Annotated in this window: 14 protein-coding genes and 1 pseudogene; 5 read left to right on the forward strand and 10 right to left on the reverse strand. The window is 36.8% G+C overall.

The window, feature by feature from the left end; genetic code table 11:
• Positions 1–221 precede the first annotated feature (221 nt).
• Both ACQV1I_RS19590 and ACQV1I_RS19595 read left to right on the forward strand, forming a co-directional pair.
• Positions 222–662 carry a GNAT family N-acetyltransferase gene (locus ACQV1I_RS19590; RefSeq protein WP_116334188.1) on the forward strand — a complete coding sequence of 147 codons (441 nt, stop codon included), beginning with the start codon at positions 222–224 and terminating at the stop codon, positions 660–662.
• A gap of 7 nt (positions 663–669) precedes the next feature.
• Positions 670–861 (forward strand): substrate-binding domain-containing protein, encoded by a 192-nt coding sequence (locus ACQV1I_RS19595; protein WP_116334189.1) that lies wholly within the window; start codon positions 670–672, stop codon positions 859–861.
• 254 nt (positions 862–1,115) lie between these two features.
• Here ACQV1I_RS19595 and ACQV1I_RS19600 read toward each other — a convergent pair whose 3' ends face one another.
• A complete protein-coding gene (locus tag ACQV1I_RS19600; RefSeq protein WP_116334190.1) occupies positions 1,116–1,403 on the reverse strand; it encodes a hypothetical protein in 288 nt (95 codons plus the stop codon).
• Positions 1,403–1,702 (reverse strand): DUF2089 family protein, encoded by a 300-nt coding sequence (locus tag ACQV1I_RS19605; RefSeq protein WP_018671945.1) that lies wholly within the window; start codon positions 1,700–1,702, stop codon positions 1,403–1,405. The genes ACQV1I_RS19600 and ACQV1I_RS19605 overlap by 1 nt, the downstream gene beginning before the upstream one ends.
• Positions 1,703–2,880: 1,178 nt before the next feature.
• On the opposite strand from ACQV1I_RS19605, the gene ACQV1I_RS19610 reads away from it, so the two are divergent.
• Positions 2,881–3,150, forward strand: a complete 270-nt coding sequence (locus ACQV1I_RS19610; RefSeq protein ID WP_116334191.1) for a hypothetical protein — start codon at positions 2,881–2,883, stop codon at positions 3,148–3,150.
• 81 nt (positions 3,151–3,231) lie between these two features.
• Here the strand turns inward: ACQV1I_RS19610 and ACQV1I_RS19615 are convergent, their stop codons facing one another.
• From ACQV1I_RS19615 to ACQV1I_RS19640, 6 genes are all read right to left on the reverse strand, one after another.
• Positions 3,232–4,251, reverse strand: coding sequence for a hypothetical protein (locus ACQV1I_RS19615; RefSeq protein WP_116334192.1), 1,020 nt, complete (start codon positions 4,249–4,251; stop codon positions 3,232–3,234).
• A gap of 403 nt (positions 4,252–4,654) precedes the next feature.
• Positions 4,655–6,034, reverse strand: coding sequence for a DUF4179 domain-containing protein (locus ACQV1I_RS19620; protein WP_116334193.1), 1,380 nt, complete (start codon positions 6,032–6,034; stop codon positions 4,655–4,657).
• Complete coding sequence (locus ACQV1I_RS19625) at positions 6,013–6,558, reverse strand: sigma-70 family RNA polymerase sigma factor (RefSeq protein ID WP_116334194.1); 546 nt, start codon at positions 6,556–6,558, stop codon at positions 6,013–6,015. Before ACQV1I_RS19625 ends, ACQV1I_RS19620 begins: the two co-directional genes overlap by 22 nt.
• 153 nt (positions 6,559–6,711) lie before the next feature.
• Positions 6,712–8,448: a stage II sporulation protein P gene (spoIIP, locus tag ACQV1I_RS19630; protein WP_116334195.1), complete on the reverse strand. Its 1,737-nt coding sequence runs from the start codon at positions 8,446–8,448 to the stop codon at positions 6,712–6,714.
• A 362-nt stretch (positions 8,449–8,810) separates the two neighbouring features.
• Complete coding sequence (locus tag ACQV1I_RS19635) at positions 8,811–9,236, reverse strand: ASCH domain-containing protein (RefSeq protein ID WP_116334196.1); 426 nt, start codon at positions 9,234–9,236, stop codon at positions 8,811–8,813.
• A 744-nt stretch (positions 9,237–9,980) separates the two neighbouring features.
• A complete protein-coding gene (locus ACQV1I_RS19640; RefSeq protein ID WP_116334197.1) occupies positions 9,981–10,526 on the reverse strand; it encodes a dihydrofolate reductase family protein in 546 nt (181 codons plus the stop codon).
• A 114-nt stretch (positions 10,527–10,640) separates the two neighbouring features.
• On the opposite strand from ACQV1I_RS19640, the gene ACQV1I_RS19645 reads away from it, so the two are divergent.
• A complete protein-coding gene (locus ACQV1I_RS19645; protein ID WP_116334198.1) occupies positions 10,641–11,576 on the forward strand; it encodes a helix-turn-helix transcriptional regulator in 936 nt (311 codons plus the stop codon).
• Between the two features lie 291 nt (positions 11,577–11,867).
• On the opposite strand, the gene ACQV1I_RS19650 is transcribed toward ACQV1I_RS19645, so the two are convergent.
• The gene (locus ACQV1I_RS19650; protein WP_236645800.1) at positions 11,868–12,305 is read right to left on the reverse strand and encodes a hypothetical protein; all 438 of its coding nucleotides are present in this window, start codon (positions 12,303–12,305) and stop codon (positions 11,868–11,870) included.
• 308 nt (positions 12,306–12,613) lie between these two features.
• Here ACQV1I_RS19650 and ACQV1I_RS19655 point away from each other — a divergent pair.
• Positions 12,614–12,925 (forward strand): annotated as a pseudogene (locus tag ACQV1I_RS19655) (GNAT family N-acetyltransferase); the annotation flags it as partial.
• A gap of 329 nt (positions 12,926–13,254) precedes the next feature.
• Here ACQV1I_RS19655 and ACQV1I_RS19660 read toward each other — a convergent pair.
• Entirely contained in the window at positions 13,255–13,437 is a 183-nt protein-coding gene (locus ACQV1I_RS19660) for a hypothetical protein (RefSeq protein ID WP_116334200.1), read from the reverse strand.
• Between the last annotated feature and the right edge of the window lie 40 nt (positions 13,438–13,477).

Below are 13,477 nucleotides of genomic sequence, written 5' to 3' on the forward strand. Positions count from 1 at the left end.
ACATAAAAAACTGGTTTATTCCTCAAAAAAAACAGAACCAACTACTAATAAAAAAGCACCTCATTGGGACTCAACGCTTCCATTATTTATGCAATAGAGAGATGCTAAATTTAAGACGGCAAATAAAAAGGAAATCTCGGAGGAAAAATGGATAAACTACACATCTTTGTCCCCTATTCTTATGGTATGATTTTCCTAAATGAAGTAAAGGGGACATCTGTGTGAATCTTATCTTAAAAGAAATAACTTCTGAAAACTGGGAGGAATGTATTGAACTACAGCCCCATGAGGATCAAAAAGCATTTGTGGCCTCAAATCTCTATTCCTTAGCACAGTCAAAATTCTTACCTGACTTTGAAACTCTTGCTGTATATAAAGATCAAAAAATGGTTGGGTTTGTCATGTTCGGAAAAGATCCAGATGATTCACAATACTGGATTTATAGGCTTATGATCGATGCAAGCCACCAAGGAAAAGGTTATGGAACAAAAACAATGAAACAGGTGATAGAAAGGATAAAAGCAAAAACTGATACCACAGATATTATGGTAGCCTATCATCCAGAAAATCACGCCGCTGCCTATCTTTACAAAAAACTAGGATTTACAATTATCGGAAAAGCTCCATGGGGTGAGATTATGACACGACTCTCAAAGAATTGAATCAGCAATGAATTTGAACACGAGACCCACTGCAATCTATGCAAACGGAGATGAGGTTGCCGGAGGGATATTTCGGTATGGATTGTCCCTTAACTACAAAGTCCCAGATGATCTGGCTATTTTAGGTCAAACAAACCAGCCAATCGGAATAGGATTGGGTTTATCCACAGTAGATCATCAGCTTAATTTTAATATATAGTCAAGTAGAATAGCCCTGTAGCTTTTTGGCTCAGGGCTTAAAATAGACTCCAAATTCTAGTAGAGGGTGTGTGCGGCATACGTCTACACCTTTCAGCAAACATTCCTAGCACTACTTATAACCTAGAAGATATAGGTGAAAATCTCCTTGTATAAATACTCCTCTGCATTCTGAATTCTTATCCCGTTACATTCAACAAAATAATCATAGTGTCTTTTCAGCCATGTAAATGATCTATCTCGACTTGTAGTTGATTAAAGATCATGCAGCTCTATTTTCTCTAACTCTTTCCGTCTTTTATCCTTAACAGATGTTCTTCCCTTAATCCAGACCAGTAATAAAAGAGCTGTCCCCCCTAAAGCCGCCAATATCATTGACATTTCCTTACCTTCATTAAATAATCCAGTCAGCTTTCCATACACAATACATGCAATGTACATTACTGGTAAAATAGCTCCCCAATATGGGTTATCTCTTCTGGATAGGTAATATTGAATCCCCAATATGACAACTCCCACTACGAATTGCATCGCGTGAACCATCAATTATCAGCTCTTTCCTTTTTATATTTATCTATAATTATTTTTGCTACTTCAAGGCTAATACGCTCATCAATTACTAGATTTTTAATCATATGAACGAACTCTACTTCGTCTTCCTTGCTATGCAGTTCAATTTTTTTAATTAATCGATCCAGCTTAGCTCTAACCGTCGGATAAGAAACATCATATATTGTTGACATATTCTTTAGAGAACCCGAATTTATAATAAATTTTCTTATGAATTCGAGTGACTCCTTATCTAAAGCCAAGATCCAAGATGGAATTTCTTCACGCTCCATCAGCTCACCTCCTCTTTAATTATATTAATCCAAACTTAAATTTTATTCAAGTTTTTTTAAATATTTTTCAACAAACATTCAAATCTGTTGTAGATCGGTCAGACACTTCACAAATGATAATTTTATAGTGAAGAAGGATCGAAGTTGACGATTAGCTCGGCAATCGAAGTTCGTTCTGTTCAAAATCCTTACATAGAATGAACAGAGGACAAAACTTGTAAATAAGTAAGCAATTTATCAAAATACCTACATTTAGCTCTTTATACTATATTATTTCCATACTATTCAGAAACATGAGGTGATTCTATGAAAAAGTGGTTGGTAATGGGACTTACTGCTCTTATGCTTCTTTCCCTTTCTACTTCTGTTTTTGCTACATCCTAAGCTACCCGAGTTGGTGGTATTTACCAATGCACAGATCCGCTTAACCCAGATAATTGTTAACTTCCCCTCTTCAAAACTAGCATTCATGCTTGGAAGTAGGCTTTAATTGGACTACTTGTGTACTACAGAATGATTTCCACAGTAGCTGGCTTGGAAAACAAGATTTTTACCTATATATAATCTGAATTCCTTAGTCGGTGAGCGAAGCCTTGTAGGTAAGAAAGACCTGCAAGGCTTCACTACTGTCATTGAAGATCAAGCAATCAGTACAACCCCCTTTTCCTTCGTGCTACCTCACTGCTTTTATCACTTTTTTACCTCCTTTCACCCCATATAACAGTTAAAGAACAAAAATTGTGACGGTTCCGTTTCTAAATTTTTTTCGTTCAATTTTTGATATATACAGTTCCTGTCCTAATCTTATCAGGAGCCAAAAATTAATTCCCCTTTACATAAACAGAACAATTCTATATTTTCGTGTTGTTTACAAACATAGCACCCCCACTGTCATATGAAATGTCAGTGGGGGTACTGTATAAATATCTGAACTAGGTCAATATTTTCACTACGTGTAATTACCTTCATTATGATTTACAAATTTATACAATTGGAGTAATATGTTAACAATTATCACGTTTTATTCATTTCGGAAGGGGACTTGTAACTGCTCGATGCTTAGCAGGATGTTTAGCTACCTCTTTAACTCCAACAGCAGTATTTGCACAAGAAGAGGCTACAACTTACATAAATATCCGCATATTTGCAGCTTCAGTTCATTTTAGGAGGTTGTTAGGATGAATGTAACCGTGATGAATATTGGTTTGTTTCTAGCCATTGTAATATTTTTAATTTCTTTATTTATTAAAAATAAAAAAATTCCCAAAAAATCATATGTTATAATCTACATACTCAACATTATTATTCTGTGTGTTGTATTAGGTAACTATTTCTCCAACACCCCTAATGGAGCTGGCTCTAATGTTATACCTATCGTTTATATTCTGGTGATATTATTGAACCTCCAGCAAATTATAAGAGGAGTAAAAAATAATAACTTGAAATAATTTGATCCTGATTATAGTATTATGTAAAATCAAACGTCCGAATTTGAGAATTCGGACGTTTTTGCTGTTATTAGCCATTATTTATTCTTGTTTGAAATATGTAGGCTTTATTCTAATACTTTGGATTTCACCTTTTTTTGTCATGTGTACATAGGCTACTGTTCCGTCCTCCTTCTTCATGATATAAGACCCATATCTATATTTAATCTCTTTGGTTGCTGGAGTAAATTCATTGCTATTCATTCCAAAAGCTTTTTCTAAAATTATGTTTGCCTTTGTCGTTACTTCAGAATCTGATATTTTTTTATCTGGCCAATCAAAATCATTATATCTCAAATACACCCGGCCCGTTTTTGCTCCTATGTTGATATAATCACCATCTTGAGTCGAAAATCCCCACTGGTCTTCAGAAACGCCATTATTCAATGATCCATGAAAGCGTAATGCTTCTTTGATCTGATATGATCTCCCCATGGTACTTAGTGCTTGCTTAGCAAGATCAACGTACTTTTGATCTGCATGAGCCGCATCCATAGGAATACTGTACTTTATCATTTTTCCCGTAAACAAGTCTATATCTATGAAATTTGGGATTCCATTAAAATTTGCCCAAAAGAAAGATGCTTTGTGTACCTTTATCTCGTCTGTATTATCTGTTGTAATACGAACCCAATTAAAATTCATATTTGCCTTGTTATTTATTTGGCTGTAATGGGTTTGAACAATTTGCTTCTGGTCACTACGTAGATTTTCCATTTTAAAAATCGTGACCGCTTTGAGTATTTGGCCCGTTTTTTCCTCTATTTCGACAGTAGCACTCTCTTCACCAAGAGACCAATCAAAAGACAGGATTCCCTTCCTATCTATTCCTTGTACTAGCTCAAATTTTTTTATTTTTTCTAGTTGAAACTGTGTCCCACCCTTTAAAAATTGGTTTACTTCATTTTTAGCAGTGGACAAAAACTTTGGATCAATTTGTTTTACATCTACTACTCTCTCGTTTTCATAAAAAGCAGGTAGCTTGCTTTTTTCATCAGCAGCCCATACAGGAGAGGAGAATAGCAGACTTGTTGCAAAAAGTGACAAAACAACCTTCTTCATTTTTCTCTTTCATCCTTTCTACTCACATATATCCATGAGCATTAGTCTAATAACTTTCATTGGCTGAAGTTTTGTGAATACCAATTTGCAGTATGAACGATTCTTTCACTTTCTTCTAGCCATGCCAAGTACTATCATACCAAATTTTATGAAAATAGAATAAATGAGTCCTTCTTTATTGGAGGGCTTCATGTAATAAATGTTTCATTTCATGTATAAAAGCAATGCAGAAAAAGTCCTGACAGCATTTTAGCGTCAGGACTTTTTCTATTTCCCGCTCCAAGTCTATAAATCATAAGTGGTTATTAGAAGAATGTATGCTGGAATTTTCTCACCGGTTCTTCCTGTAAGCTATACTGATCCAATCAGAATGACAATTACTATTCATTATACATGGCTCCATCTAAAATAAAGGTATCTTTATTAAATTCTGTTCACGAATCTTTTGCTCTTCTTTGTCCATAACATCTGTAGGAACAACTAGCTTCAAATTTTTTTGAGATGTAAAGGGTGGAAATTCTTGCACGAACGAATAGGAGTCGGTAAACTCTCTCCTTGCATCTGTGTCTGACAAGCTACTATATACGTTATCTTTCTCATCTATTATCCTCAAGAAGCGGTATTGATTGAAGGGATTTTTGACCTCATAGTGAATGACTGTTTTGTTTGAAAGAAAATCCACATTTTTTAGAATAAAATCTCCTTGTTGTTCAGATAGTACATAAGGTAGTGGTTGTGACAAATCAATCTCTGTATATTTTGGAAGTTTCTTTTCAGCTTTTGTCTTCTTTTTGTTCTTTGAACCTCTCTCTTCTAGTACTATGTAAAGAAATGGCTCTTCCTGTTTTATGTAAGGAAGTGAAACTAGTTGTTCAGAGGAATCCCTTTTTGGATGGCTGAAATACACATCATTTCCGATATAAGTCATATATTGATCATAAAAACTGAAGACAAGTTCTTCCTGCTTCTCCTTCGGTCTCTTCACTTTAAATAGCAGGGAGGATTGTGTAGCGATGGTCCTCATGCTTTCAACTTTGAACTGGTAGCCTTTCCAATTCGTTTCAAAATGAATTGGAACTGTTCGCTGCAAAGCTTTTACAGAATCGGGCATTTTGAATTCCAGATCCCACTGCCATTTTCCACTTCCTCCTACTAAGCCTACTCGCTCTACCTGCGCGTGAAATTTAAAATCGTTAGGTGCTTTTTCATCTATATGCATGGAATCAATTCCTGCATAAAGATGTTCTCCTATTTGTTTTACATCATTTAATCCGTTAATACCAAAGGATTCTCCATTTAAGGTAAAATTTCTGAAATCAGCCAAATAATCTGAAAGCAACTCCCTTTTGGGATCTTTCTCCGGCGGCATTTGAACCAGATACCCAATGTTCAACTGGTGTCCGTCAAAGAACAAATCGGTTATCGTGACAGTTACTCCCTGATCCGTTTTGCTTACATGATAAGGAACAGTCAACCCTTTTTCATGAAAGGCTTTCAGCTCTTCATCACCGTATGCCACAAAGGCACTGATACGTGGAGTATTGGTAAGTGTAGGGAACAGATTTTTTATGGTGTCCGCACTAGGCATTCCCGTTATTGCCAGCAGGATAATCAGTAATCCAGCAAAGGAGGAAGTCAAGTACCAGATTCTACGCTTTGGTTTTGATGGCATGATCATTTTCTCCCGTACATGATTTTTCATTTCATGGGTAAATGTTAACTCGGAAAGGATTGGACCTTTATCACTATATTGAAACTCCTTTAATTCTTGATCGATGTCCATGACAATCCCTCCCGCTCAAGCAATTGTTTCAGTTTTTTTCGTCCCCGATAAAGCTTGTTTCGCACAGCTCCTTGGGAGGTTTGCAGGACATGAGCCACTTCTTCAATGGATAAGTCCTGATAATAATGAAGAACGATGACTTGACGGTAGGAGAGCGGCAATTTCAGTACGAGCTGTACGAATTCCTTCCGTTCCACTTGCTTCATGACGAGTGGCTCTGTCTCATCCTGCTCTTTCTGTGTAAGCAGGCGTTCCCCTAGCAAAGAAGGGAAGATGTTTCTAACGTACCAGGATCGGACATGCTTCTTGGCTTCGTTTATGGCGATTCGATAAATCCATGTTTGAATGCTTGATTCTCCCCGAAAAGAAGGCAGGTGACGATATACTTTTACGAATACCTCCTGGGCAATATCCTCAGCAGAGGTCCGATTTTTTACAATTAAATAAACAAGATGTACGACTCTCCTTCCATATTCGTTCATAATCCTTTCCATTATGGCTTCGTTGGTTTCATGCAATTCCATGGCGTTGCTCCTCTGTCCGCTCACATATATTGATCCATGAGCTACGGATCGTGTCACACCTTTTTCAAATTTTTTTTAGCAGTATGAAATAAAAAGAAAAAATCCCCGCTTTGGAGGATTTTTTCTTTTTATTTCTATATAAGAATGGTTCTTTTACTTTACCGCAATTTGCGATTCAAACATATAAGTAACAAGCACATTGGCAAATGCTTCAGCCGTATTGTAGCATTCCTCCAATGTATTGTTAGTCCCGCCAAATTCCAGCAGCAGGCTCCCCTCGGAAATAGACTGATTATACACGCCATTCCCTTGGTTCTTACCTTTCAGGATAATTCCCCGTGATAAGCCAGGATACGAGGCTTCCAAACGGGCATGCAGATTTTCGGCTAGCTTCTTGTTTTGTAAATAGTTCGGGTGGTCTGTTCCGATGACAAATAAAATACGCGAATACGTCTTATCATTCAAGGTAAGGGCTACCTTACTGCGGGGCTCGTCACTGTCCCGATGGATGTCAAAAATGTATTGTAGGCTTGGATTCATTGCTGCCGCTGCGCTTACCGCTTTGTATGATTCCGCATAGGAAAGCGAATAGCTTTTCTTTTGCTCCGCCAGTTTTTTGGCAAAGTCGTCCTGATTCACCATCGCTTGAATACCGTGCGCCTGCAACAGCTCACCCAACCGTTTTCCGACCAATGTGATATTGATTTGGGGATCATCCACTGAGCTACCACTCGTATTTCTTGCGACATTTCGCCATGACTCACGGTTATGTGTGTGATAGATGTAGACTTTTTCATTCCCGATCATGCCAGTGTTATATTCTGCTCCAAAGGTGTTGGGTACATTTGCTGGCTGATTAGTATCTGACTGGACTCGATCTACTATCCAGCTAGCAATATAGGCGGTCGAATTGTCAGCCAATCGAATTTCGTACCAGTCTCCTTCGCTCTGTACTATCGGGTAGACTTGCCCAGGCTGAACATTCCCGACGACCGCATAATTGGTTCCAGGTCCAGATCGCAGATTAGTATCGGAATTTTTAACGTGAATCATTGCTTCAGCTTGTCCTGTATTAGGAGTAGGAGCACCCGGTATATCACTCGGCTGTCCCTGAACCGCCCCCTCCTGAGTAACTGGTTTGAAAATATAAGCGTCTGTGCCGTTGAAGCTGATCTTGTACCAATCATTTGTATATCCATAATGGTTAATGGTTGTATTGACAGGTAGCTGACCAATAACTGTGCTTAAAACATTTGGCTCAACATAAACATCATAGCTTTCCGATAACACAATTGTACCTGCCACTTGCCCATTTTCTGTAACAAAAGGTGGTAAAGGAACAACCGGTTCAGGAGATGCTAAGGATGGAACTGGTGTTGATACAGGTACTGGATTAGGAATCGGTTTTGGGGTTGGTGCGGCGGTTTCCGTCAAGAAACGCGCATTTACCCAGCCGCTGACATTGTCAGATAGCTTGATCTGTGCCCAATCCCCTTGTTTTTTTATTTGCAAAAATACACCGTTTTGGTCGATAATCTGCAATATTTGTGCAGTTGCATTCGGCTCAGCCCGGACATTTAGCATGTCTACGTTGCTCTTTACATATTTCACCTGTGGAATTTCAAGCTTTTTGACATACTTATGTAGTACCCAGCCTGTTTTCCCATTAGCGAGCTTCACCTGTATCCAATCATTTTTCTCTGTAAGGATCGGTAGCCGTGTAGCTCTGGTGATGGTTCCGACAATCTGGTTGGTTGTACCTGGAGCACTGCGAATATTTAGCTGATCAACAGTTACCTCCACATGGGTGGCCGCCTGTGCAAACGATTGAGGCATCAGTAAAAATAGGAAACAAACAGCTATCAAGATGGTATGTACACGTAAAAACAAGAATCTCGTTCCCCTCTATTTGATTCGTTATGACTGGTAAATCCAGCCTATTGAATAGAAGTTCTTCTTCCATCTACCTATTCCTTCATCCTACGACATTTTTTGCTTACAAAATACAAAGAAAAAAGACGAAACGACACGTTTCGCCCTTTCTTCTACTTTTTATGTGTTGCAAACCCTAAATGATAAGCAAGTCCCTCTGACATAGACTAGTGGTATTATCCCCTTACGGTAGACAGTAAAAAAAGAGTTCATGATATCATGGATTCTGAAGTGCACCCCTTAAAGTAGACATGGGAAAAAGCCCCGAGGTTATCCGATGAACTTTAGGGGGTGCACTTCACAATTAAAAGGGAGCTTTTTTATTTATTCCAATTCCACAATCCTTGCTTTCCTCTCGCTGAGATTAGTTCTACTTGCTTTACGTTAGTCAATTTCCAAGCGAATCGTCCTAGTTCATACCATCCAAAAGCGTATTCATTTCCCTCTATCTGGTGGTTTGAATCTCCAGCGACAGCGTAAAGCCCGGCATGTGCATGCACTTGCAAGCACTCTGTAAGCAGGCATGTCGCAACGATAGCTCCAGTTGGAAGATTATCTGCGGTTAATCCATATTTGGCTAAAACGGATCGAAAAGGTTCCTGCTGACATGCTTCCTTATCCACTTTCTTGCCGGCATGGATTGCTAATTCTCCACGATATTTCGTGCGCCAACTCCGCGTTTCGAATTCCTTTTCCCCTAAGGCGATGAGCGTAGCCCATGGTTGATGTATAGTAATTGCTTTCACTCTTCATACCTCCTAAACAAACGATCAATATCAATCTTGATTTCTCCGATTATGTCTCTTTTTGACCATCTCTTACAGCTCATTGCAGGATGGGCAAAATTCAAATCCTCTTGTATCATTATTGCACACTGCTTACCTATTTTCGTTGTCGAAAAGTTTTATGATCCGCTTGCTCATTCCTCCTTTTTCATTCTTATCTTAAAGCCCAAGCATGTCCAATGACAAAATCATAGAGTTTCCTCATCCTTCTGGTAAAAGGAACATCGGTATTAGAGTTAGTTCTTCGTGTGCTATTTAGTTTGATGAAACATATGGTGAAGTAGTTTGGTGTACAGCTTGTTTGGTTACTCTAGCTTTTTCTCTTGCTGGGTGTTTCTGGTTCCTTTTAAAGTGAGTTTCTCTTAAAACTAATTATTGTAAAAGTATCCAATCGATACAATGTAATGAATCTTATTACCTACAATAGCTACCTTTGTTGTAGATTCTCTGGATGAATTTGCAACGTTTTTTAAAGAAACTGGTTATAAATTTATGAGAGAGCCTAAACAGGTTCCAACAGGAAAAAACATGACTGTCCAGCATCCTGATGGAACTATTGTTGAATATGTTGAGCATAGTCGTGGCTAGTGACATGTTGTTCTTTACATGTTTACCAACCATTACGGAAAACTCCCTCTAACGGGCCACAAACCGAAAGAGGGAGTTTTCTGGTATTCTTGTTTCCACATGCAATGAATCGTTATTTTACATGTAATGCTTGGTTATACTGTTTTTCACCTTATAATGGAGTTGTACAAATTGTCCAAAACATTTTTTTCCCTGTAAAATTAAATCTATTTGTGGATTATTTTCTTTAAATAAAAGGATACCAGAGCCCAATATATGAGGTGTCACTGTAATAATGAATTCATCAATAAGATTTTCTTTCATAAAAGCATCCAGTATAGCAGATCCACCGACCATCCATATTTTAGACCCTTCTTGTTCCTTTAGCTTTTTGGTGAAATGTATTACTTCTTCGTTTACAAATTCTACATCTTCATTTGAGCCTTGTTCCAAGGTGGAAAACACATAACACTTTTTATCAGAATACGGAAACACTTCTGTTATTCCTTTTACATAATCATAGGTTTTTTTCCCCATAATCGCTGTATCAATAGATTGATACATCTCCAAATAGCCATTGTCACCTTCCCCCTCTGTTTCAAATAGCCATTGTAAATCCTCATCTTCCTTAGCAATAAAACCATCTAAACTCGCTGCAATATACAAAACAATTTCCCTTGACATATTTAGTTCCCCTTTTTATTGAGAATGTCCCTTATCGATGAAACAATAAGGTATGTATTATACTAGCCTTAAAACATGACAGTTACTGACACTTAAAACAAGAAGGTGAGAAATATGTCAAAGGCAAAACGCTTACTAAATATCCTCATGTTTGTGACTACGAAAAGAAAGTTTACAGCGCAAGAATTAGCTGACGAATTTAACATATCAGTTCGAACCATTCATAGATATTTGTTGGATTTAAGTGATATGGGGCTACCGATATATGCAGAGCAAGGACGAAACGGTGGATATACCGTATTAAAGGATCGAATTCTTCCGCCTATTTTATTTACAGAGGAAGAGGCCGTTTCAATCTTTTTTGCTTTTCAATCTTTACGTTACTATCGTAATCTTCCGTTTGATACTGAAATTAATTCTGTTGCACATAAGTTATATCATTCGCTTTCAAGTGATTCGAAATTAAAAGTAGATAAAATGCGCTCTTATATCGCTTTTTGGAATCCAAAAAGAAGCATAGAAGCACCATATCTAACTGATGTGCTAGAAGCATCGATTGCAAATAAGAATGTGCGTATTCAGTATGAATCGAAATCAGGTATCACCACAAAATACATACGTCCCATTGGAGTATATGCTCACGATGGATTATGGTATCTCCCAGCTTATGATTACAATAAACAAAAAATATTATTATTTCGTATCGATCGTATTCAATCTATCCTATCAACAGATGAAAATGAAGCAAGTTTTATGAATGTAGAAGAATGGTTTGATTCTAATCAAGTAAAAAATCCGATTCGTTTCCATGTTCTACTTACAAGGGAAGGGGTACGTCAATGTAAAAGTGCTCCTGAATTAGAAGGCTACGTAACAACACAAGAGGATGGAACTGGATATATTGATTCGCTTATCGAAGAAAGTGAAATTTCTTATATCGCTCCACTCTTTTATAGACTTGGAGTCAATGCACACATACAGGAACCAAGGGATTTAATAGATAAATTGCGATTGCAAGCACAGGAAATCTTAAGTATTTATCCAGATTAAAAACAAGGATAATTGTTGTCTGTATTCTGTGCCTACAGGCAATTTATTCTATGTAGAGGTAACATCAGGAAAATGCTAATTTACAACGTTAAGGGTTTTCTATTATAAAAAGCCCGGGTTTTCTCATTTGTATAGAGAAATCGGGCCCTGAATGTTAAATCATTATATGTCATCAAAATTCGGAGAAAAAATCTCTTCAAGGCATAGGTATTCTAGCTATAACATTACAAAGAAAAAAAAAGCCCTCAAAAGAGGACTTTCTCTACAATTACAGCAGAATACCTAAGATTATCAATAGGTAAAATACCCAAGAAGGTTAATGGGAAAACCTGCATTATTTATATATTTTACAGTGTATGATCCAGGTTGAAGACAAAAAGTTTTAGAGGTAGTACCCATTGCATATATCCCATCAAAAAAATAAATTTGTCCATTGTCCCCTATTATATTAACCGATGTGTTAAAAGAACCAGTCCTTTGAGGGTCTGATGGAGTTTGATTAACATTGAGTGTTCCACATAAGGTAGAACCAACTGTTGCCCTTATTGGCGCATCTTTCCAATAACTATTAGCTTCTAAGCCATTATGCCAAAAATTAAACAAATAATTCTCATTTGGTTGCACCTTCTGTTGCTGCTCAACCCCTTTACTAGGCGCTGCTTGTACAGAAGGAGCTAATGCAAATACCATCATTGCAGCGATCAAACCTTTGAAAACTCTTTTTTTCAAACCCATACCCTCCTTCTAATTACATTTTATTACATTTATAGAATATAATACATCAAATTGAATTACAATATATTTTTCCCGAGAAAATCTAATGAATTTATCGATTGCAAATTATCATATATAAGTGTATCCACCAATACATACAAACAGACTTTTTAAAGGCTCAAACAATCACTTTATCAGAACCAAAAAAAACGCTCCTTAAGAAAAGGACGCCTTTCCTTACTTAATGTTGTAATCTTCCATAGTTCATAGACTTGTCTCAAGCATAATCGCCCACATCAGAATGTAAAGTTGAGCAAGAATATGAAAAATATTTAAAATCATTAAACCGGAAATTATATAGCTTTGAACTTGAAGGGGAAATTGTTGGTTGTATAGGTATTAAAATTATTAGTGTAAAAGAGTGCGAAATAAAAAATATTACAGTATCTTCAGTTCAACGAGGTAAAAGTATTGGTAGCATTATGATTAATTATATTTCTGATAAATATCCATTGATTTATGCTGAGACAGATAATGATGCAGTGAATTTTTATTGGAAATACGGTTTCGAGATAACAAGTCTGGGTGAAAAGTATCCAGGTGTAGAACGTTTTCTATGTGAATTTAGCAACTAATTCCCTTATTGAACTAGCAGGTGCTTTCGTTAGCAAGCTGAGTTATTGCAACATGATGTAAACATTACGTATACATAAAAAATAGCCAATCGATTATCGAGAACTAAATAAAAGGTTGGCGTTTTGGAAAGCAAATCTGATTACAGCTTTTTTTATTTTTAATAGTGCATTATGCGGCTAGCACATCCTCTTCAATGATTGGCTTCTCAATCAGTTTCTTAACCTCGTGAAATTGACGTAAAATCTCAGCATGCTCTAGCAAAATAAATTTCGTTAAAGGACTACCTACTTCTACAGCAGTAGACCCAAAAAATTATTGTAAATAATAACTATTCCTTCTTTTTCTTGTTTTGTTCTTCAAGCAAATCAACAACCTTTTGCAACATTTTTATTGTTTCATCGTGTTTTTTACCAAATTTCTGAGAGAAAAACCTATATATCCACACAATCACGAATACTATCAGAAACAAGAAAAATAATTGATATAATGAAGAAATAATGCTAAATTCCAACTGAACAACCTCCTTTTTTTCGTATATTTTCTATAAATGT

The organism is Brevibacillus sp. JB24b, from assembly GCF_051713385.1.
In the GTDB taxonomy this organism is placed as follows: domain Bacteria; phylum Bacillota; class Bacilli; order Brevibacillales; family Brevibacillaceae; genus Brevibacillus_B; species Brevibacillus_B laterosporus.

What these genes read in the sequence shown, in the direction of transcription:
- ACQV1I_RS19615 (WP_116334192.1), bottom strand. Translation starts at nt 4,251, where the DNA reads ATGAAGAAGGTTGTTTTGTCACTTTTTGCAACAAGTCTGCTATTCTCC.
- ACQV1I_RS19625 (WP_116334194.1), bottom strand. Translation starts at nt 6,558, where the DNA reads ATGGAATTGCATGAAACCAACGAAGCCATAATGGAAAGGATTATGAAC.
- ACQV1I_RS19620 (WP_116334193.1), bottom strand. Translation starts at nt 6,034, where the DNA reads ATGGACATCGATCAAGAATTAAAGGAGTTTCAATATAGTGATAAAGGT.
- ACQV1I_RS19610 (WP_116334191.1), top strand. Translation starts at nt 2,881, where the DNA reads ATGAATGTAACCGTGATGAATATTGGTTTGTTTCTAGCCATTGTAATA.
- ACQV1I_RS19600 (WP_116334190.1), bottom strand. Translation starts at nt 1,403, where the DNA reads ATGGTTCACGCGATGCAATTCGTAGTGGGAGTTGTCATATTGGGGATT.
- ACQV1I_RS19595 (WP_116334189.1), top strand. Translation starts at nt 670, where the DNA reads ATGAATTTGAACACGAGACCCACTGCAATCTATGCAAACGGAGATGAG.
- ACQV1I_RS19645 (WP_116334198.1), top strand. Translation starts at nt 10,641, where the DNA reads ATGTCAAAGGCAAAACGCTTACTAAATATCCTCATGTTTGTGACTACG.
- ACQV1I_RS19640 (WP_116334197.1), bottom strand. Translation starts at nt 10,526, where the DNA reads ATGTCAAGGGAAATTGTTTTGTATATTGCAGCGAGTTTAGATGGTTTT.
- ACQV1I_RS19605 (WP_018671945.1), bottom strand. Translation starts at nt 1,702, where the DNA reads ATGGAGCGTGAAGAAATTCCATCTTGGATCTTGGCTTTAGATAAGGAG.